This window comes from Aliiroseovarius crassostreae, assembly GCF_049803815.1.
Taxonomy (GTDB): domain Bacteria; phylum Pseudomonadota; class Alphaproteobacteria; order Rhodobacterales; family Rhodobacteraceae; genus Aliiroseovarius; species Aliiroseovarius crassostreae_A.
This window is the reverse complement of sequence record NZ_JBNAGI010000003.1, coordinates 168,744-189,190: the sequence shown is the minus strand read 5'-3', so window position 1 is coordinate 189,190 and position 20,447 is coordinate 168,744. Positions and strand designations below refer to the sequence as shown.

Sequence of the window (20,447 nt, the reverse complement as noted above, 5' to 3'; positions counted from 1 at the left end):
TCTCACATCTCACCAGCCTAGGGCAGGCGCCCGGCGGTGATCCTTTCAGCGAAAAAAAGGGGTGTTCTGACATGACCGACACATCGCAGCCTGATATTCTGTATACCATTGTAGACGAAGCGCCCGAGCTGGCCTCCGCTTCCTTCCTGCCGATCATTCGCAAATTCGTTTCCGCCGCCGACATCACCGTGGGCACCCCGGATATTTCGCTGGCCGGTCGGATCATCGCCACCTTCCCGGAAAACCTGACCGACGAACAGCGCCAGTCCGATGACCTGGCCGCCCTGGGAGAACTGGTGAAAACCCCGGATGCGAACGTGATCAAACTGCCGAACATCTCGGCATCGGTGCCGCAGCTGGTGGCCGCCATCGAAGAACTGCAGGCGCAGGGGTACAATCTGCCGGATTACCCGGAAGACCCGAAAACCGACGACGAAAAAGCCATCCGCGCGCGCTATGACGCGATCAAAGGCTCGGCTGTGAACCCGGTTCTGCGCGAAGGCAACTCTGACCGTCGCGCCGCGAAAGCCGTGAAAAACTACGCTCAGAACAACCCGCATTCGATGGGCGAATGGGCGTCGGACAGCAAAACCAAAGTGTCCTCGATGCCCGGCAACGACTTTTATGCCAACGAAGTGTCCGCCACCATCACCGCCGCGCAAGCCGGTGACGCGAAGATCGAATTCGTCGGCAAAGACGGCGACGTGACGGTCCTGAAAGACGGCTGGCCGCTGGAAGAAGGCACCATCGCGGATGCGACCTTCATGTCCGCCAAAGCCCTTGGGGATTTCCTGACCGACGCCATCGAAGACACCAAGAAAGACGGCACCATGTTCTCGCTTCACATGAAAGCGACGATGATGAAAGTGTCGGATCCGATCATCTTTGGCCACGCGGTCAAGGCCTGGCTTGGCCCGGTGTGGGACAAGCACGGCGAGGCCATCATGGCCGCCGGTGGGTCGCCAAACTCGGGCCTTGGCGATGTCCTGACCGCCATCGACAGCATGGACAACGGCGTTGACATCAAGGCCGAGATCGCCGCGCTGGACCGCCCGGCAATGTATATGGTCGACAGTGACAAGGGTGTGACCAACCTGCACGTGCCCTCCGACGTGATCATCGACGCCTCGATGCCCGCCGTGATCCGCGCGGGCGGCAAAGGCTGGGACGCTGAGGGCAAGAAGGGCGACACCAACTGCGTGATCCCCGACCGCTGCTATGCCACCGTCTATGACGAATCGATCAACTTCTTCAAAGCCAATGGTGCCCTGAACCCGGCCACTGCAGGCGCGGTTGCCAACGTGGGTCTGATGGCGCAGAAGGCCGAGGAATATGGCTCGCACCCCACCACGTTCGAAGCCCCCGCTGACGGTACCATTCGCGTGGTGACCGCCAACGGCGACACCCTGCATTCGCATGAGGTCGAGGCCGGTGACATCTGGCGCGCCTGCACCGTGAAAAAAGCCCCGATCGAGAACTGGATCGAGCTGGCCCTGGACCGTCAGCGCCTGACCGGATCGGAAGCGATTTTCTGGCTGGATGCAAATCGCGCCCACGACGCCGAACTGATCAAGTATGTCAAACCGGCTCTGGAAGCTGCTGGAAAATCAGATCTTTTCCAGATCATGGCCCCGCGCGAAGCCACAGCCCAGTCGCTGAAAACCATCACGGCGGGTGACGACAGCATCGCCATCACCGGCAACGTGCTGCGGGATTATCTGACCGACCTGTTCCCGATCCTGGAACTGGGCACCTCGGCCAAGATGCTGTCGATTGTGAAGCTGATGAAAGGCGGCGGTTTGTTTGAAACCGGTGCGGGTGGATCGGCGCCGAAACACGTGCAGCAGCTGGTGGAAGAGAACCACCTGCGCTGGGACAGCATGGGCGAATTCTGCGCCCTGGGCGAAAGCCTGAACTTCCTGGCGGATGTCAAAGGCAACGCCAAGGCAGGTGTGCTGGGCCGCGCTGCCGAAGAGGCCACCCAAGGCATCCTCGACAACAACAAATCGCCCTCGCGCAAAGTGGGTCAGCCCGACAACCGCGACAGCCATTACTGGTTCGCCCGCTACTGGGCCGAAGCCCTTGCGGCACAGGGTGATGACGCCGATCTGGCGGCCGAGTTCGCCCCGATTGCCAAGGCGCTGGCCGACGGTGAAGAGGCGATCCTGGCAGAGCTGGCTGCGGTGCAGGGTCCCGCTGCGGATATCGGTGGCTACTTCCGCCCGTCGGTTGAGCTGAAAGCGAAAGTGATGCGCCCCTCGGCCACGCTGAATGCGATCATCGACTAAGCGCGATCCCATCACATCAACGCAAAACCCCGCCCGATCCGGCGGGGTTTTTCATTTTTGAAAGTTGTAAGTTTTAACAGGTGGCAAACGCAAAACTTGTAACTTTTCCGGCTGCAAATCCGAAAACTTTAAAGTTTTAAGGGCGCAAGATCACGGCGTTTGCGTAAGAATCCCCGCCGCGAAAAGCTCCTCTCGCGTCGGAAACCAAACTTCGGATGGCGGGGTGTCATAGATCTGGGTGACGAAACCCTCCGATACATTCTGCGCGCGAAAGAACGCCCGGTCCCGGGCCTGTTCGGCGCTGATATCAAACCCCGGATGCCATTTGGCGTCGATCAGGGCATAGCTGTGAAACCCAAGCCGGGCACCGTCGTTCAGCGCGCGGGATGTGCCAGCAACAAACACCAGCGTACAGGCGGAACTGCAATCGCGGGTGACCTGTGTCGCAAGCCCATGATCCTTAACCAATCGCGCCAGACCCCGCGCCTCAAAAATATGGCCACCGGGGCTGTCCAGATCTATCCGTCGGATTTCCGGATGGGTTTCGATCAGATCACGCAACCTTTCCGTGGAGCCAATGGAAATCTCGCCCTCAAACCGAAATTGCCCCGCCTCTGCCCGCGCATCATACTGGGCCGCATACAGGCGGGTGCGCATTTCAGCATAGGGTTCGCCCGGCGCGTAAGGATCACTTATCAGCGCCAGGGCCCACCATTGTGAGATCACCACAAACACCCCTACAATCAGCGCGCACATCCCACCCCAAAGCGGCAAAACAGTGCCTAACCCGTGCTGATTTCGCTCTGCCGTGCGAAAATAGCCCACCCCCTGCCAGACCAGCACCGCAAGATCGGCAACCACAATGGCACCAACCAGAACCACCGATAAGGGCGCGGCATGGGCGAGCGACAGAAGCGCCAGATGGATCACCACGCGCAGCGCCACACCGTTGATCCAGAAGGCGCGCCATAGCGGCTGGCGCCCCTGCCAATGGGTGATGAGGTAGGACATGCCCCAGCCTAGGGTGGCCTGCACTCTCAGGTCAATTCAGCGAGTGAACCGATCACGATCATGTGGTCGGGAGACGTCCAGAACCGGGCCTTTTGGGACAATCCTTGTGGGATTGATGGTGTCATGGCTGGCATAATAATGGCGCTTGATGTGATGAAAATCCACGGTCCCGGCCACGCCCGGCACCTGGTAGAGGTCGCGCAGATAGTTGGAAAGGTTGGGATAATCTTCGATCCGGCGCAGGTTGGTTTTGAAATGGCCGTGGTAGACGGCGTCAAACCGAATGAGTGTGGTAAAGAGCCGCCAATCCGCTTCGGTCAAGGTGTTGCCAACCAGATACCGGTGTTGTCCAAGGCGGGTTTCCAGCTGGTCAAGCGCGGAAAACAGCGCATCAAACGCTTCTTCATAAGCGTCTTGCGTGGTGGCAAAGCCGCATTTGTAAACGCCATTGTTGATATTGGAATAGACCAGCGCATTCACCTCGTCGATCTGGTCGCGCAGCGGTTCGGGATAGAAATCCTGCGTGTCGCCGGTGAGGTCGTTGAAGGCCGTGTTGAACATGCGGATGATCTCGGCGCTTTCATTGCTGACAATGCTGTTCTGCGTCTTGTCCCACAGAACCGGAACCGTAACCCGCCCGGAATATTGCGGGTCCGCTGTGGTGTAGATTTGATGCAGGAAGCTGTGGCCAAACAGCGGGTCCGGGTCGATCTCGTCGTGGAATTCCCACCCGTTTGAGAGCATATCGGGCGACACCACGGTCACGTCGATCAGCCCCTCCAGCCCTTTCAGTTTGCGAACGATCAGGGTGCGATGCGCCCAGGGGCAGGCGAGCGAAACATACAGGTGATATCGACCCTGCTCCGCCTTGAAGCCGTCGGTTCCGGTTGGGCCCGCCGTGCCGTCAGCGGTGACCCAATTGCGAAATTGCGACTCCTTGCGTTTGAATTTCCCCCCGGTCGATTTGGTGTCGTACCAGGTGTCTTCCCATTTGCCTTCGACAAGTCGGCCCATCATGCGCTCCTTCACTTTGTTTGCTGAGATATGGGGATCCGGCGTTGGTGGCTCAACGCGTGTGGGTGCAGAGAGGGATTGCAAAAATGCACAGAAAAACCGGCCCCCGATGAGAGGGCCGGTTTGAGCTGAAACAGGGTCTGCGCGGCAGGTCCGTTTTACTTTTCACCCAGACGCGCAGCGGCAAGGACTGCCATGTTCAGGATATCGTTCGAGGTGGAGTTGGTCGAACAGATCTGGATCGGCTTGTCGACGCCCGACAGGATCGGGCCAATCACCGTGGCGCCAGCCAGTTCCTGCATCATCTTGACCGAGATCGACGCGGAATGGCGCGCGGGCACAACCAGGACGTTGGCCGGGCCCGACAGGCGGCAGAACGGGTATTGCGCCATCACTTCTGGGTTCAGGGCCACATCGGCGGTCATCTCGCCATCATATTCGAAATCGACGCCACGCGCGTCCAGAATGGCGGGGGCTTCATGCAGTTTCTGGGCGCGCTCCGAAACTGGGTAACCGAAGGTCGAGAAGCTGACAAAGGCCACGCGGGGGTCCAGACCCAACCCACGCGCCACGGCGGCGGCGCGTTCGGCAATGTCGGCCATATCCTCGGTTTCGGGCCATTCATGCACCAAGGTGTCCGCCATCAGCACAATGCGCCCCTTGTGCAAAAGCGCGGTCACGCCGACCGCCCCATCGCTGGCACGGGCGTCAAACACGTGGTTGATCCGGTCGAGCACATAGGCGGATTTTCGGGTGGCACCGGTGATCAGACCGTCGCCATGACCATGCTGCAACATGAGCGAGGCAAAGACGTGGCGATCACGGGCGGCCAGGCGGTGCACATCGTGGCGATCAAAGCCTTGGCGTTGCAGCCGACCGTAGAGGAAATCTTTGTATTGCTCGAGATGTCCGGTATTGGCGGCATTCACCACGCGCAATTCACGCACGGCATCGCCAAGGCCGGCAGCTTCCAGCTGTTCGCGCACATTTTCCTGGCGGCCGACCACCAGGGCCTGACCATATCCATTGCGCTGATACTGAACGGCCGCGCGCAGCACCTGCGGATCGTCGCCTTCGGCAAAGATCATCGTGGCCTGATGCTGACGCGCGCGGGCGGTGATGCCACGCAGGATCGAGGCGGTCGGATCCATGCGCGATTTCAGGTTCAGCTCGTAGCTTTCCATATCGATGATCGGGCGGCGCGCCACGCCGGTGTCCATGCCCGCCCGCGCAACGGCGGTGGGAATGCGATAGATCAAGCGCGGGTCAAACGGGGTTGGGATGATATAGTCCCGCCCGAAGGAGAGTTTCTTGCCATAGGCCATCGCCACCTCGTCCGGCACGTCTTCGCGGGCCAGTTCGGCAAGTGCCTGGGCGCAGGCGATCTTCATCTCGTCATTGATGGCGCGGGCGTGGATGTCCAGCGCGCCGCGGAAGAGGTAGGGAAAGCCCAGCACGTTGTTCACCTGGTTCGGGTAATCCGACCGGCCGGTGGCGACAATCGCGTCATTGCGCACCTCATGCGCCTCTTCGGGGGTGATTTCAGGATCGGGGTTGGCCATGGCAAAGATGACCGGATTGTCGGCCATGGATTTCACCATGTCCTGCGTCACGGCACCCTTGACCGACACGCCCAGGAACACGTCCGCACCCTCCATCGCGTCTTCCAGCGTGCGCAGATCGGTGGACACGGCGTGGGCCGATTTCCACTGGTTCATGCCCTCGGTCCGGCCCTGATAGATCACGCCTTTGGTGTCACAGACGATGCAGTTTTCATGCCGCGCGCCCATGGATTTCAGAAGTTCGATACAGGCAATGCCCGCCGCCCCTGCCCCGTTCAGCACGATCTTCACATCTTCGATTTTTTTGCCGGAAAGATGCAGCGCGTTCAAAAGCCCTGCCGCGCAGATCACCGCGGTGCCGTGCTGGTCGTCATGGAACACCGGAATGTCCATCACTTCCTTCAGCTTCTGTTCGATGATGAAGCATTCCGGCGCCTTGATATCCTCAAGATTGATGCCGCCAAAGGTTGGCCCCATCAGCTTGACCGCATTGATGAATTCGTCCGCGTCTTCGGTGTCCAGCTCGATATCGATCGAGTTCACATCGGCGAAGCGTTTGAACAACACCGCCTTGCCTTCCATCACTGGTTTCGACCCTAACGCACCCAAATTGCCCAATCCCAGAACCGCCGTCCCGTTGGAAATCACCGCCACCAGGTTGCCCTTATTGGTGTAATCATAGGCGGTCGACGGGTCTGCCGCGATCGCCTCGCATGGCACCGCCACCCCCGGGGAATAGGCCAGCGACAGGTCGCGCTGGGTAGTCATCGGCACGGTGGCCGAGATTTCAAACTTGCCGGGGGTTGGGTCCAGGTGAAAGGCCAGGGCCTCTTCATCGGTAATGCGTTGTTTGGGCATCGGGGTCGGGCCTTCTTATGCAACAGTGTGACCATCCTCCCATACAGGGGGTCACAGATAGGCTCAACCACATTCTGAGTATTTTTCTAACCACCAACACCATAAAATCCGCAATGGATGAAAATATTCCCACGTGTTAGCGCAACAATAGAAAATTCAGAGGCGAAGGTTGGATCGCCATGAAATCCGGGATGCACCGCGCGCCCAATCCTACTATACCTTGTCCAAACTTAAGTGACGAGGAGTGTTCAGGTGGCACAAAAAGTTCTTTTAACGGGCGGCGCAGGTTTCATCGGGTCGCACACCTATGTCGAGCTGATGAAGGCGGGCTTTGACGTGGTGATCCTGGACAATTTCTCTAACGCGCGCCCGGATGTGATTGACCGGCTGGAGGTGATCACCGGCGCGCCGGTCACCTGTTATACCGGCGACGTTCTGGATGATGCCCTGCTGGACCAGATCTTTGCCGACCACAAGATCGACGCGACCATCCATTTTGCCGCACTGAAAGCGGTGGGCGAAAGCGCCGAAATTCCGCTGGACTATATGAACACCAATATCGCCGGGCTTTATTCCCTGCTGCGCGCGATGGAACGGGCGGGTTCAACCCGGCTGGTGTTTTCATCCTCCGCAACCGTCTATGGCCAGCCCGATCAGCTGCCCGTGCCGGAAACTGCCCCGCGCGGGTACACCAACCCCTATGGGTTCACCAAACTTGCCTGCGAGCAATCCCTTGAACAGATCGCCGCATCGGACCAGAAATGGGCGTTTGGCATCCTGCGCTACTTCAACCCGGCCGGCGCCCATGACACGGCGCTGATTGGGGAAGACCCCAATGACATTCCCAACAACCTGATGCCCTATATTGCAAAGGTCGCCACCGGCGAGCTGGCGGAATTGTCTGTGTTTGGCAATGATTACGACACGCCCGACGGCACAGGTGTGCGCGATTATATCCATGTGACAGATCTGGCACGGGGGCATGTACTTTCGGTAAAAGCGTTGCTTGATAGCGGTGAAAGCCACACTGTGAATTTGGGCACCGGCACCGGGTACTCCGTTCTGGATATGCTGCATGCTTATGAAAAAGCTGCGGAAAAATCCCTGCCCCACAAGATTGCACCGCGCCGCGCCGGGGACGTGGCCAGCGTTTACGCCGACCCGTCCAAAGCCCGTGATCTGTTGGGCTTCACCGCAGAACTGGGTCTGGAAGAGATGTGCGCCTCCAGCTGGCAATGGGTGTCTCGGCGGAAAAACACCTGATCCGACCCACAAAACCAGAAAACTAGTTTTCTAGTATTCTGGTTTTCTGGTCTTATCGCCAGCGCAGACACTACACCGCCACCGCAGATCAGAAAGCAGAAGGCATGAGCGACAAAACCGCCAAAGTGACACCGATGATGGCGCAGTTCCTAGAGATCAAGGAAGGCTATCCGGATGCGCTTCTGTTCTATCGGATGGGGGATTTCTACGAGCTGTTTTTTGATGATGCCGTCGCCGCCGCCGAGGCCTTGGACATTGCGCTGACCAAACGCGGCAAACATCTGGGCAAGGATATTCCCATGTGCGGTGTGCCGGTGCATTCCGCCGAAGGATATCTGCTGACCCTGATCCGCAAAGGGTTTCGCGTGGCCGTCTGCGAGCAGATGGAAGACCCGGCCGAGGCCAAGAAGCGCGGGTCGAAATCCGTCGTGCGGCGTGACGTGGTCCGCCTTGTCACTCCTGGCACGCTGACCGAAGAAAGCCTGCTGGATGCGCGCCGTCACAACTTTCTGGCCGCCTTTACCGAGGTGCGTGACGAAGGGGCTTTGGCTTGGGTCGACATTTCCACCGGCGTCTTTCGGGTCATGCCCTGCACGCGGATGCGTCTGTCGCCGGAACTGGCCCGGCTGGCCCCACGCGAAGTGGTTTTACCAGATCAGATCATGATGGATTTAGATGGAATAGTCACTGAATCCGGCGCCTCTCCGACCCCTCTCGGTCAGGCTTCCTTTGACAGTTCCGGGGCCGAGAAGCGCCTGAAAGAACTGTATCAAATCGGGTCTCTTGATGCCTTTGGCACCTTCACCCGCGCCGAGGTGGGCGCGATGGGCGCGATCGTCGGCTATCTTGAGATCACCCAAAAAGGCAAGCTCCCGCTGTTGCGTCCCCCTGTGCGCGAGCTTTCCCACGGCACCATGCAGATCGACGCCGCAACACGGCGCAATCTGGAACTGACTCACGCCATGTCCGGTGGCCGCGAGGGCTCTTTGCTCTCGGTTGTTGATCGCACCGTCACAGCAGGGGGTGGGCGGCTGCTGGAACGGCGCTTGTCCTCCCCGTCCCGCAATCTTGATGAGATCCAGTCCCGCCTTGAAACCGTGTCTTTTCTGGTGGAACAGGGTCGCATGGCAGAGGATTTGCGCGCTGCGCTGCGCAAGACACCCGACATGGATCGGGCCCTGTCCCGGCTTGGGCTGGACCGGGGCGGGCCGCGCGATCTGGCCGCCATTCGCGGCGGGCTGGGTGCAGCGATTGCCTTGTCCGAACAGCTTGCCGATGCCGAAGCCCTGCCCGAACGATTGATGCGCGCGGGTGATCAACTGATTGGCCACGAAGAGCTTCTGACCCTGCTTGATGAGGCGCTGGTCGCCGAGCCACCCCTTCTGGCGCGCGATGGTGGGTTCATTGCGCCAGGATATGACGCCGAACTAGACGAGGCACGACAGTTGCGCGACGAAGGGCGTGGTGTGATTGCCGGGATGCAGGCGGAATATGCGCGGGAAACCGGGATCGGTTCGCTGAAGGTAAAGCACAACAACGTGCTGGGCTACTTCATCGAAACCACTGCGACGCACGCCGACAAGATGCTGAACCCGCCCCTGTCGGAAACCTTTATCCACCGGCAGACCACCGCAAACGCGGTACGCTTTACCACGGTCCCGCTGAGCGAGATGGAAACAAAGATCCACAACGCGGGCAGCCGCGCCCTAGAGATCGAAAAACGTCTCTATTCCTCCCTGACAGGTGCTATCCTAGACCGAGCCGCCCATATTGCCGACACCGCGCGCGCCTTGTCTGAGATTGATCTTTCCGCGGGGTTCGCAGATCTCGCCCGCGCCGAAGGTTGGTGTCTGCCAGACGTGGACAACAGCCGCAAGTTCGAGATTTCCGGCGGGCGTCATCCGGTGGTCGAGGCCGCCCTGCGTAAAACTGGCGAACCCTTCATCGCGAATGACTGCACCTTGTCCAACGGCAATGACCACGCTCATATCTGGCTGCTGACCGGCCCGAACATGGCGGGTAAGTCGACCTTTCTGCGCCAAAACGCGCTGATTGCCCTTCTGGCCCAAACCGGGAGCTTTGTGCCCGCGAAATCCGCCCATATCGGACTGGTGTCACAGCTCTTTAGCCGGGTGGGGGCGTCAGATGACCTGGCCCGAGGTCGGTCAACCTTCATGGTTGAAATGGTTGAAACCGCTGCGATCCTCAATCAGGCCGACGACCGGGCGCTGGTGATCCTGGATGAAATTGGTCGCGGCACCGCCACCTATGACGGCTTGTCAATTGCGTGGGCGACGCTGGAGCATCTGCACGACACCAACCAGAGCCGCGCGCTTTTTGCCACCCATTACCACGAAATGACCCAGCTGGCGGACAAGCTGACCGGCGTGGAAAACGCCACCATCGCGGTGAAGGAATGGGAAGGTGAGGTGATCTTCCTGCATGAGGTGAAGAAAGGCGCGGCAGACCGGTCTTACGGGGTGCAGGTGGCGAAACTGGCCGGCCTGCCAGAGGCCGTGATTGCCCGCGCCAATGTTGTGTTAGAGGCGCTGGAGAAGGGCGAACGTGAGGGCAATGGCGCCAAGGCGATGATCGATGACCTGCCGCTCTTTGCCGCCACACCCCCCGCGCCGCCGCCCGCCAAAACAGAGCCCTCAAAGGTCGAAGACGCATTACGCGACGTGTTGCCGGATAGCCTGACCCCGCGCGACGCACTGAACCTTGTCTACGAGCTGCGGGACCTGCTCAAGAACTGATCTTATTTTCTAATCGGAAATATACGGGGGGTTGCCATGGAAGCGCAATTGGTCCGAGCGACAATGGCGACGGGCAAAGCCCCCAGCTACCAGCTGCCCGACGCCCCACCGCCACTGGAACTGCCCCCACCAAACCCGCCCGACGAGGACGACGACGCGCTTTTGGAGATCTTCGACAGAATGCGCGTGGCGCTCCAGCTTTCGTCACATTGAAAGCAGGTGTAATCGTCCCGCGCCTCGCCGGTGGAGGAGGTGGTGGGTGAGACAAGCGTGGTCGTTTCGGTCTTGAGCGTGTGATATTCGCAGCGCGGGCAGCGCCCGAAGGACGTGAACCAATTGCGGCGACGGATCACATGCGCATGATCGCAGGCCGGGCACAGCCAGACGTCATAATCCACACTTTTCAACCGCTCTTCTTCCAACTGCCCCCGGATCAGATAGGCGTCATCATCCTTTTCGCTGAGCCAGATCATCCATGTTCCGTCATTGGGGCAACGACGCGGGCGGCGACGCAGGATGGCCCGAATACCGCGCAGCAGAAAGAACCCAATGGGCGCGAGGATCGCCAGGGTGACCGGCCAGAACCGTTTGGCCTTTTCCACCCCCTGTTTGGCCAGCACCTCGTAGCGCGAGGCGTCATAATCGCCGGGATAGACGCCGGTCACCTCAAAGATCACCTGATCCACACCGGACAGAATTCCGTTCACATAATCCCCATCGCGAAATTCCGGCAGAATGGTCTGGTCGATCACGCGTTGCATCGGGCCATCAAGGCTGGTCCCATACCCCGATCCGACCTCAATCCGCATCACGCGATCTTCGCGCACGACGAGCATCATCAGCCCGTCATTGCGCGCGGCATCCCCCACGCCCCAGCGGTTGAACAGGCCAGTGGCAAAAGGTTCGATTGGGCCATCATGCCCATGATCCGAGAGGGTCTTCAGCGTGACGACAGTGAACTCGATCCCGCGTTTTTCACGCAACTCCTGCAAAGTGCCACGCAGCCGATCCGCTTCTTGATCATTAAAGATCCCAGCAAGATCATTCACGTAAAGCTCTGAATAGTCTGGGTATTCCTGTGCTGTAGCCAGAGATCCCCATAGGATTAATATGAGCGAAAACAGAATGCGCAAAAGAAAACTCCCGCCTAAAGCGTTCGACCTTCACCTTATATAACATGTGATACGAATGTCCCGAGAATGCGTAGCATGGCAGGGTATTCGTGTCACAAACTATAGGTCGAACGCCAAGTAAGACGGGAGTGTTCTAACGTATTTCGGATCCCCTGTAGAGGGGAAAGCGCTTAGGCCGGGGTCGATGACACGCCCACTTGCGCCGGGCGCAACAGGCGGTCGTGGATCATGAACCCTTCGGCCGTCACCTGAATGATGTCGCCTGCTTTGGTGCCGGGCAGCGGGGCCTCGAACATGGCTTCGTGCACTTCCGGGTCAAACTTGTCGCCCACTTCGGGGGACACCAGGCGGATGCCATGTTTTTCAAAGATCCCCAGAAGCGAGCGCATGGTCAGCTCGATCCCTTCGATCAGCGGTTTCGACGCTTCGTTATCGACCTTTGCCGCCGCCTCGACAGCGCGCTTCATATTGTCAAAGACCGGCAGCATATCACGGGCCAGTTTCGACCCGCCATATTGTTCCGCCTCGCGGCGGTCACGGTCAAACCGCTTGCGCATGTTTTCCGCATCGGCCAGCGCGCGCATGAAGCGGTCTTTGTATTCGTCCCGCTCGGCGGTCAGCGCCAGGATTTCCTCGCTGGGGGGGGCTTCATTGGCCAGATCATCCAGCGACATCGGTTCATCCCCGGCCTGCTCAGTCATCAATTCCTGAATGGCGGCTTCTACATCAGCTGCCGGTGTCTTTTTCTCGTCCGTCATCTTTCATCCTCGATCCGAGATCATCTTGCCGACCAATTGCGCCGTGTAATCCACAACCGGCACGATCCGTCCATAATTCAAACGGGTCGGACCAATCACCCCCACGGCGCCAATGATCTTTCGATCAGCGTTCATATATGGGGAAACCACCAAAGAGCTACCCGAAAGTGAAAAAAGTTTGTTCTCTGAGCCAATAAAAATGCGCACACCGTCGCCCTGGTCCGCCAATTCAAGGAAATCGGCGATATCGCGCTTGCGTTCCAGGTCGTCAAACAGGTCACGGATACGGTCGAGGTCGTCGGTGTTTTCCAGAAGATTCGACCGTCCGCGCACGATCAGGCGTTCATAGGGCGCGCCTTCGTTTTCCCAAAGCGCAGCCCCACTGTCGATCAACTCCTGCGCCAGCGTGTTCAGTTCCTGCCGGTGGCGGCTGATTTCGGCGCCCATCGCGTCGCGCAATTCGGAAATGGTGCGCCCTTCGGCGATGGCGTTGAGGAAATTGGCGGCCTCGCGCAACGACGACGGGGTCTGGCCTGCAGGCGGTGTGAACACGCGATTTTCCACGTGACCATCGGCAAAGACCAGCACCACAAGGGCGCGATCAGGTGCGAGGGACACAAATTCGATATGTTTGATCGGTGCTTCATGTTTGGGCGTCAAAACCAGGCTCGCGCCCGCTGTGATGCCCGACAGCGCCTGGCCCACCCGGTCCATCATCGTGCTGACATCACCGGTGCCGATGGTGGCGTCGATCTTCTGCCGGTCGGATTGATCCAGGTTCGACACTTCCAAAAGCCCATCAACAAACAAGCGCAGACCCAGATCGGTGGGCACCCGTCCGGCGGAAACGTGCGGACTGTCCAACAGCCCCATGAACTCCAGATCCTGCATCACATTGCGGATGGTTGCGGCCGACACTTTTTCCGTCATGGCACGGGTCAGGGTGCGCGATCCAACGGGGTCTCCGGTTTCCAGATAGCTTTCTACCAGATGCCGGAACACCTCGCGCGAGCGGGTATTCATGTCTTTGATCAGGTCAGAACCGTCTTCCATGCGCTAATGCCTTGCCTTTCTGCCGGACCCATGGGTATCACGCCTGTAGACATGAAATAAAGGGGATTGCCATGCGCCCGTCTGGTAGAAATTTAGATCAAATGCGCTCGATTTCAATCGAGACCGGTGTCACGAAACATGCCGAAGGGTCGTGCATGATCCGCGTGGGCGATACCCATGTGCTGTGCACCGCGTCGCTGGAAGAGCGTGTGCCTCCGTTCCTGCGCAATTCGGGCAAGGGTTGGGTGACTGCCGAATACGGCATGCTGCCGCGGTCCACCGGATCGCGGATGCGGCGCGAGGCCGCCAGCGGCAAACAGCAGGGACGCACCGTGGAAATTCAACGCCTTATCGGTCGCTCGCTGCGCGCGGGCATTGATCTGGTGGGTCTGGGCGAACGTCAGATCACCGTGGATTGTGACGTGATCCAGGCCGATGGCGGCACCCGCTGTGCAGCCATCACCGGCGGTTGGGTGGCGCTGCGTTTGGCGGTCAACAAGCTCTTGAAAGCGGGCGACATCACCACCGACCCGTTGATGGATCCGGTCACCGCCGTGTCCTGCGGCATCTACGCGGGCCAACCGGTGCTGGATCTGGATTACCCGGAAGATTCAGAGGCCGGCGTGGATGGCAACTTTGTTATGTCTGGGTCCAAGCTGATCGAAGTGCAAATGTCCGCCGAAGGGTCAACCTTCAACCGCGACCAGATGAACCAACTGATGGATCTGGCGGAAAAAGGCGGTGCAGAACTGGCCGCAGCGGCAATCGAGGCCACCAAGTGACCCGCAAGTTCAACGGACAAGAGCTGGTCATCGCCAGCCACAACAAAGGCAAGCTGCGCGAAATCGCAGCCTTGCTCGACCCCTTTGGTGTCACCGTCACCTCAGCCGGTGATCACGGGTTGGAAGAGCCGGAAGAGACCGAAGACAGTTTCGCCGGGAACGCACGGATCAAGGCGCATTTTGCTGCAAAATCAACGGGTTTGCCTGCCCTGTCCGATGACAGCGGCATTATGGTTGATGCCCTTGATGGCGCCCCCGGCGTCTACACCGCCGACTGGGCCGAGACCGAAAACGGCCGCGATTTTCCCATGGCGATGGAAAAAACCTGGCGCCTTCTGGAAGAGAAAAACGCCCCCCTGCCCCGCACCGCGCGGTTTTGCTGCACGCTGTGCCTCGCTTGGCCCGACGGCCATGACGAGATCTTTGAAGGCACCGTCGAAGGGTCACTGACCTGGCCGATGCGCGGCGATCAGGGATTTGGCTATGACCCGATTTTTGTTCCCGAAGGGTTCGACGTCACCTTTGGCGAAATGGATCCTGCCAAAAAACATGAAATGAGCCATCGCGCGGATGCCTTCGCGAAACTCGTGGCAGGCAGCTTTGCCTGAGAATTGGCAAACGGCCGGGTTCGGGCTTTACGTCCACTGGCCGTTCTGCGCCGCCAAATGCCCCTATTGCGATTTCAACAGCCATGTCTCGGCATCGATTGACCAATCGCAGTGGGCGGCGGGATATCTAAAAGAGCTGGATCGCTACGGGGAAGAGACTCCCGGGCGCATCCTGACTTCGATCTATTTCGGCGGCGGCACACCAAGTTTGATGGCCCCCTCCACCGTCGCTGCGATCATCAACAAAGCGGCGGAGCATTGGAGTTTTGCCAATGACATTGAAATCACGCTGGAGGCCAACCCGACCTCGATTGAGGCGCGGAACTTTGCGGGTTATCGCGATGCAGGCGTTAATCGTGTATCGATGGGATTCCAAGCGCTGAACGATCACGACCTGCGCAAGCTTGGTCGGATGCATTCGGTCGACGAAGGTCTGCGCGCGCTGGAGATCGCACGGCAGCATTTCAACCGTGTGAATTTTGATCTGATTTATGCGCGGCAGGATCAGACCCTTGCGGATTGGCAGGCCGAGCTTGATCGCGCCCTGTCCTTCACCCCCGATCACCTGTCGCTGTACCAGCTGACCATTGAACCCGGCACTGCCTTTGGTGCACGATTTGATGCGGGCAAGCTCGCCGGCCTGCCGGAAGAGGATCTGGCGGTCGACATGTTCTTTCACACGCAAGAGGCCACCGCCGCGGCGGGACTTCCAGCCTATGAGGTTTCCAATCACGCCCGCCCCGGAGAGGAAAGCCGGCACAATCTGATCTATTGGCGGTCGGGTGATTGGGTCGGAATTGGCCCCGGCGCCCACGGTCGTCTGTCATTTGGGGACCAAAGATGGTCTACAGAAACCCCTCTCTCGCCGAGCAAATGGTTGGAGAACGCCCTGGGGGACACTGACAAGCGCGAGAGAGCGCCTTTACCTTTGTCCGAACAGGTAACAGAATACCTTTTAATGGGGTTGCGCACCACCGAAGGCGTGGATCTGGACCGCCTGACTCAGCAGTTTCAAACCACGATTAATCCTAATAAAATCAAAGACTTGTCTGATATGGATTTGATTTCCATCACGCAGAAAACGCTAAGGGCGACCGAGGATGGCCGCCCTGTGTTGAATGCGATTCTTCGAGAGATTTTGCCGGACTGATTTTCGGGTTACGCGCCCAAAATTCCGCAAATATCGTCCAGTTCGTCCAGATTTTGATAGCGGATCGTCACGACGCCGCCTTCGCTGCCCGCTTTGTGGTCAATCGAAACTTTCAGACCCACTGTTGCAGACAGATCCCCTTCCAGGGCTTTGGTATCAGCGTCCTTCTCTGACTTCGGCTTTGGCGCGGACTTGACCGTATCGGTCGGCTTCTTCGCCAGCCGTTCAGCTTCGCGCACGGACAGACCTTTTGCGACAATCTGCTTGGCCAGCGATAGCGGATCTTCTGCGGTCACCAATGTGCGCGCGTGGCCAGCGGTCAGGTCACCATTGCGCACAAATTCCTGAACGTCATCGGGCAGGTTCAGAAGGCGTAGAAGATTTGCGATGTGCGACCGGCTTTTGCCAAGCGCTTCGGACACTTTTTCCTGCGTATGGCCAAAGCGTTTCATCAGATCACGATACCCGGCGGCCTCTTCAATCGCGTTCAGATCGGCCCGCTGGATGTTCTCGATAATGGCAACTTCGAGCGCTTCAGTGTCTGAATAGCTGCGAATGATCACCGGGATTTCATGCAGCTGCGCCATTTGCGAGGCACGCCAGCGGCGTTCCCCGGCGACAATTTCATAGGTGCCATCGCCCTTTGGGTCCGGACGCACGATCAGCGGTTGGATCACACCCTTTTCTTTGACGGATGCGGCCAGATCATCCAGCTGTTCCTGGGTAAAAGTGCGGCGCGGCTGATCCGGGTTTGGATGCACCTTTTCAATCGGCATCATCTGATCAGCCTTGCGCGGCGCAGGCGCGTCGCCCTGCGTGACCGGTTCGGGGGCCACGTCAGCCATCAACGCTGACAAGCCGCGCCCAAGCCCGCGGGGTTTTGTTTTGCTCGCCATGGATGCCTCCTATTTTTTTCCGTCAAGCTCGATCGCTAGGTCCCGGTAGGCCTGACTTCCCTTTGATGTGGGGTCATAGGCCAAAACCGGCAACGCAAAGGACGGTGCTTCGCTGACCCGCACATTGCGCGGGATGATCGTATCAAAGACCAATTCCCCCAGATTGTCACGCGCATCTGCCTCGACCTGACGGGATAGGTTGTTTCTTGCGTCATACATGGTCAAAACCACCCCCTCGATGCGCAGGTCAGGATTTGCGGCCTGCCGCACCTCGCGAATGGTCAACATCAGCTGGGACAGGCCTTCCAGTGCAAAAAATTCGCTTTGCAACGGGACAAGCACACTGTTCGCGGCAACCATCGCATTGACCGTCAGAAGGTTAAGCGAAGGCGGGCAATCGATCAGGACATAGTCAAAATCAGCCGCATCCCCACTTCGGACCGCATCATGCAACAGATGGCTGCGCTTTTCATTGGCCACCAGCTCAATATCCGCGGAGGACAGATCCGTGGTAGCCGGCGCAATCCAAAGCCCATCTATTTGGGTTTCTTTGATAATATTTGCCAGCGGAGCTTCATCCAGGAGAAGGTCATAGGTGGTCAATTGCCGGTCGCCTGGTTCGATCCCCAGACCCGTGGACGCGTTTCCTTGCGGATCCAGGTCGATCAGCAGAACATTCCGACCAACTTCCGCCAGCGCCGCCCCCAGATTGATCGTTGTTGTGGTTTTGCCAACACCACCCTTCTGGTTGGTGACAGCAATGATCTTGGGGCCGCGCGGGCGAATTTCATCATGCACGTTTGATGGCTCCGACAGAAAGGATGACTGCGTCCGGATTGGTGACGCTGGGGATTTTATCCACCTCAAAGCACCAATTTTCAAGTGCTTCGTCAATCTCTTCCTGATGTTTTACCCCTTTCGGAAGCAAACAGATACCATTCGGCGACAGGTGGCGCTCAGCAAAGCCAAGAAGTTTGTTCAGTGAGGCCAGCGCACGGGCAGAAATCACATCCGCGTTTTGTGGCGGTGCTTTTTCAATCCGATCTGAGATGACCGTCGCCTCAACCCCGGTTTCCCGCAGCACAGTGCGCAGAAAGGTGGCTTTGCGGATATCGCTTTCGATGCAAGTGACATGTAGATCCGGGGCAAGCTCTTTTGCCATCAAAGCCACGACAACACCCGGAAAGCCGCCCCCAGTGCCCACATCACACCAATTCCGCGCATTTTCCGGAAGCAGCCCGAAAACCTGCGTGGAATCCAGAAAGTGACGCGTCCACAGGTCGTTAATCGTGGATGGCGCTACCAAATTGATCGCCGGGTTCCACTTTTCAAGAAGGGCTGCGTAGATTTTCAAGCGCTCCAATGTTTCACGTGAAACATTGGCTTCGGAGGTAAACGTCTCGGCTCCTGGAACTTTCATGCGCGCAGCTTCCGTTCGGCTTGGCGAAGTTTGGCAAGAAGCAAGGTGAGTGCGGCAGGGGTCATCCCTTCTACCCGCGCCGCTTGCGCCAGATTTCGCGGGCGCGCCGCGGTCAACTTTGCGGCCAATTCGTTGGAAAGGCCATCTAACCCGGAAAACTCAAAAGAAGCGGGGATCTCCTGCGCCTCATCTCGCCTCAAGGCCTCAACATCTTTTGCCTGACGTTCGATGTAATTGGCGTAGAGCGCATCTTTTTCAATCTGCTCCCGAACCGAAACATCAACATTTTGAAAGTCAGAATGCAGTTTCAGCACGGTATCAAAGTCGATATTGGGAAAAGAGAGAAGTTCAAAGCCCGAGCGCTTCGTCCCATCTTTTCGAACCTCAATCCCAACTTTATCTAGATCTTGTGGAGAAAATCTTTCCCCTGTCAAAATATCGGTTGCCGCCGATAGCGCGTCCATCTTTTTTTCAAACTGATGCCTGCGATCGATACCGACGCAACCAGCCTGAATTCCAACCGGCGTTAGGCGTTGATCTGCGTTGTCAGCACGCAGTGACAGCCGGAACTCAGCCCGCGACGTAAACATCCGATAGGGTTCGGTCACGCCTCGCGTGATCAGGTCATCAACCATAACGCCGATATAAGATGTGGATCTCGAAAAGAGGATCGGGTCTTTCTTCAGCACCTTTGCAGCGGCGTTTAACCCTGCGACCAGCCCCTGTGCGGCCGCTTCTTCATATCCGGTGGTGCCATTGATTTGACCCGCCAGATAGAGACCCGGTACATCTCGTAGCTCCAGCGTTTCTGTCAACGCGCGCGGATCGACATAGTCATATTCAATGGCATAGCCTGGTTGAAGGATCTCTGCCGTCTCAAGCCCGTAAATCGATCGAACGTAATCATGTTGCACCTCAACCGGCAAAGAGGTGCTGATTCCATTAGGGTAAACCGTGTGGTCATCGACACCCTCGGGCTCCAGGAATACCTGATGCTGCTCCTTATCGGCAAAACGAACAATCTTATCTTCGATTGAGGGGCAATATCGCGGGCCGACCCCGTCGATGTGACCACCATACATGGCTGAACGGTCCAAATTTTGCCGAATAATTTCATGCGTCCGAGCATTGGTATGGGTGATGCCACAGGATATTTGCTTGGCAAATGGGGTCTTGTTCAGAAAAGAAAACATGACCGGATCTTCATCCCCGGGTTGGCGATCCAGAAGATCCCACCTAATGGTTCGCCCATCCAGGCGGGGTGGCGTGCCTGTCTTGAGACGCCCCAGAGGCAATCCAAATTGCTCAATCCGCTCCGCCAGCTTGACGGATGGTCGGTCCCCCATCCGCCCGCCTTCTTTCCGGACATCGCCAATGTGGATGATGCCACGAAGAAAGGTCCCGGTTGTCAAAATCACCGAACCCGCGCGGATTTCGGAACCGTCAGCAAGACGCACACCAACAACCGTTTGCCCATCCATGATCAGGTCAGCCACTTCGCTTTCGATGACCGTCAGGTTCGGGGTTGCGGCAATTTCTGCCTGCATCTCGCGCGCATAGATTTTGCGATCCGCCTGCGCACGCGGGCCTTGCACAGCAGGCCCCTTGCGGCGGTTAAGCAGGCGAAATTGGATCCCGGCCTTATCTGCCACGCGCCCCATGAGCCCATCGAGCGCATCAATCTCGCGCACCAAGTGGCCTTTCCCCAACCCGCCGATCGCTGGATTGCAGGACATCACACCAAGATCCGCACGTTTCAGCGTGATCAAAGCAGTGGTCGCGCCCATCCGCGCCGCCGCGTGGGCCGCGTCCGCTCCGGCATGGCCACCGCCCACCACAACAACATTGAACTGTGAATGTTTCACGTGAAACACTCCCTCTTTCAGTACGGCCGT

At 58.4% G+C, this 20,447-nt stretch carries 16 protein-coding genes; 6 read left to right on the top strand and 10 right to left on the bottom strand.

Translation table 11 applies throughout. The features are described from left to right. The first annotated feature begins 71 nt into the window (after window positions 1-71). Window positions 72-2,288, top strand: a complete 2,217-nt coding sequence (locus ACP15V_RS10150; RefSeq protein ID WP_424943570.1) for an NADP-dependent isocitrate dehydrogenase — start codon at window positions 72-74, stop codon at window positions 2,286-2,288. Window positions 2,289-2,438: 150 nt separating this feature from the next. On the opposite strand, the gene ACP15V_RS10145 is transcribed toward ACP15V_RS10150, so the two are convergent. The 3 genes from ACP15V_RS10145 to ACP15V_RS10135 form a co-directional block, all read right to left on the bottom strand. Further along, complete coding sequence (locus tag ACP15V_RS10145; RefSeq protein ID WP_424943569.1) at window positions 2,439-3,299, bottom strand: hypothetical protein; 861 nt, start codon at window positions 3,297-3,299, stop codon at window positions 2,439-2,441. A gap of 36 nt (window positions 3,300-3,335) precedes the next feature. Beyond that, on the bottom strand, window positions 3,336-4,313 hold the full coding sequence (locus tag ACP15V_RS10140) for a glutathione S-transferase family protein (RefSeq protein WP_424943568.1): 978 nt from the start codon (window positions 4,311-4,313) through the stop codon (window positions 3,336-3,338). Between the two features lie 158 nt (window positions 4,314-4,471). Further along, complete coding sequence (locus ACP15V_RS10135) at window positions 4,472-6,733, bottom strand: NADP-dependent malic enzyme (RefSeq protein ID WP_424943567.1); 2,262 nt, start codon at window positions 6,731-6,733, stop codon at window positions 4,472-4,474. Between the two features lie 252 nt (window positions 6,734-6,985). Here ACP15V_RS10135 and galE point away from each other — a divergent pair, with 252 nt between their 5' ends. Next, window positions 6,986-7,996, top strand: a complete 1,011-nt coding sequence (galE, locus tag ACP15V_RS10130) for a UDP-glucose 4-epimerase GalE (protein WP_424943566.1) — start codon at window positions 6,986-6,988, stop codon at window positions 7,994-7,996. A gap of 104 nt (window positions 7,997-8,100) precedes the next feature. Next, entirely contained in the window at window positions 8,101-10,752 is a 2,652-nt protein-coding gene (mutS, locus tag ACP15V_RS10125; protein WP_424943565.1) for a DNA mismatch repair protein MutS, read from the top strand. A gap of 86 nt (window positions 10,753-10,838) precedes the next feature. Here mutS and ACP15V_RS10120 read toward each other — a convergent pair whose 3' ends face one another. The 3 genes from ACP15V_RS10120 to hrcA all read right to left on the bottom strand — a co-directional run bounded on the left by ACP15V_RS10120 (window position 10,839) and on the right by hrcA (window position 13,696). Beyond that, complete coding sequence (locus ACP15V_RS10120; protein WP_424943564.1) at window positions 10,839-11,801, bottom strand: TPM domain-containing protein; 963 nt, start codon at window positions 11,799-11,801, stop codon at window positions 10,839-10,841. Between the two features lie 254 nt (window positions 11,802-12,055). Next, window positions 12,056-12,643 (bottom strand): nucleotide exchange factor GrpE, encoded by a 588-nt coding sequence (locus ACP15V_RS10115; RefSeq protein ID WP_424943563.1) that lies wholly within the window; start codon window positions 12,641-12,643, stop codon window positions 12,056-12,058. 3 nt (window positions 12,644-12,646) lie between these two features. Further along, window positions 12,647-13,696 (bottom strand): heat-inducible transcriptional repressor HrcA, encoded by a 1,050-nt coding sequence (gene hrcA / locus ACP15V_RS10110; protein WP_424943562.1) that lies wholly within the window; start codon window positions 13,694-13,696, stop codon window positions 12,647-12,649. Window positions 13,697-13,767: 71 nt separating this feature from the next. On the opposite strand from hrcA, the gene rph reads away from it, so the two are divergent. From rph to hemW, 3 genes are read left to right on the top strand one after another with little or no spacing between them, the layout of a single operon-like run. Next, window positions 13,768-14,478, top strand: a complete 711-nt coding sequence (rph, locus tag ACP15V_RS10105) for a ribonuclease PH (protein ID WP_424943561.1) — start codon at window positions 13,768-13,770, stop codon at window positions 14,476-14,478. After that, complete coding sequence (gene rdgB / locus ACP15V_RS10100) at window positions 14,475-15,086, top strand: RdgB/HAM1 family non-canonical purine NTP pyrophosphatase (protein WP_424943560.1); 612 nt, start codon at window positions 14,475-14,477, stop codon at window positions 15,084-15,086. The genes rph and rdgB overlap by 4 nt, the downstream gene beginning before the upstream one ends. Next, complete coding sequence (hemW, locus tag ACP15V_RS10095; protein ID WP_424943559.1) at window positions 15,049-16,236, top strand: radical SAM family heme chaperone HemW; 1,188 nt, start codon at window positions 15,049-15,051, stop codon at window positions 16,234-16,236. The genes rdgB and hemW overlap by 38 nt, the downstream gene beginning before the upstream one ends. 8 nt (window positions 16,237-16,244) lie before the next feature. Here the strand turns inward: hemW and ACP15V_RS10090 are convergent, their stop codons facing one another. Genes ACP15V_RS10090 through mnmG form a run of 4 tightly spaced genes read right to left on the bottom strand, consistent with a single transcriptional unit; the run spans window position 16,245 to window position 20,426 of the window. Next, the gene (locus ACP15V_RS10090) at window positions 16,245-17,132 is read right to left on the bottom strand and encodes a ParB/RepB/Spo0J family partition protein (protein WP_424943558.1); all 888 of its coding nucleotides are present in this window, start codon (window positions 17,130-17,132) and stop codon (window positions 16,245-16,247) included. Window positions 17,133-17,141: 9 nt separating this feature from the next. After that, window positions 17,142-17,930 (bottom strand): ParA family protein, encoded by a 789-nt coding sequence (locus ACP15V_RS10085; RefSeq protein ID WP_424943557.1) that lies wholly within the window; start codon window positions 17,928-17,930, stop codon window positions 17,142-17,144. Further along, complete coding sequence (gene rsmG / locus ACP15V_RS10080) at window positions 17,923-18,552, bottom strand: 16S rRNA (guanine(527)-N(7))-methyltransferase RsmG (RefSeq protein WP_424943556.1); 630 nt, start codon at window positions 18,550-18,552, stop codon at window positions 17,923-17,925. Before rsmG ends, ACP15V_RS10085 begins: the two co-directional genes overlap by 8 nt. Beyond that, complete coding sequence (mnmG, locus tag ACP15V_RS10075) at window positions 18,549-20,426, bottom strand: tRNA uridine-5-carboxymethylaminomethyl(34) synthesis enzyme MnmG (protein ID WP_424943850.1); 1,878 nt, start codon at window positions 20,424-20,426, stop codon at window positions 18,549-18,551. Before mnmG ends, rsmG begins: the two co-directional genes overlap by 4 nt. Between the last annotated feature and the right edge of the window lie 21 nt (window positions 20,427-20,447).

Excerpts from the sequence above, each read along its gene's own strand:
- ACP15V_RS10150 (WP_424943570.1), top strand. The coding sequence starts at position 72 with ATGACCGACACATCGCAGCCTGATATTCTGTATACCATTGTAGACGAA.
- ACP15V_RS10145 (WP_424943569.1), bottom strand. The coding sequence starts at position 3,299 with ATGTCCTACCTCATCACCCATTGGCAGGGGCGCCAGCCGCTATGGCGC.
- ACP15V_RS10140 (WP_424943568.1), bottom strand. The coding sequence starts at position 4,313 with ATGGGCCGACTTGTCGAAGGCAAATGGGAAGACACCTGGTACGACACC.
- ACP15V_RS10135 (WP_424943567.1), bottom strand. The coding sequence starts at position 6,733 with ATGCCCAAACAACGCATTACCGATGAAGAGGCCCTGGCCTTTCACCTG.
- mutS (WP_424943565.1), top strand. The coding sequence starts at position 8,101 with ATGAGCGACAAAACCGCCAAAGTGACACCGATGATGGCGCAGTTCCTA.
- ACP15V_RS10115 (WP_424943563.1), bottom strand. The coding sequence starts at position 12,643 with ATGACGGACGAGAAAAAGACACCGGCAGCTGATGTAGAAGCCGCCATT.
- hrcA (WP_424943562.1), bottom strand. The coding sequence starts at position 13,696 with ATGGAAGACGGTTCTGACCTGATCAAAGACATGAATACCCGCTCGCGC.
- rph (WP_424943561.1), top strand. The coding sequence starts at position 13,768 with ATGCGCCCGTCTGGTAGAAATTTAGATCAAATGCGCTCGATTTCAATC.
- hemW (WP_424943559.1), top strand. The coding sequence starts at position 15,049 with ATGCCTTCGCGAAACTCGTGGCAGGCAGCTTTGCCTGAGAATTGGCAA.
- ACP15V_RS10090 (WP_424943558.1), bottom strand. The coding sequence starts at position 17,132 with ATGGCGAGCAAAACAAAACCCCGCGGGCTTGGGCGCGGCTTGTCAGCG.
- rsmG (WP_424943556.1), bottom strand. The coding sequence starts at position 18,552 with ATGAAAGTTCCAGGAGCCGAGACGTTTACCTCCGAAGCCAATGTTTCA.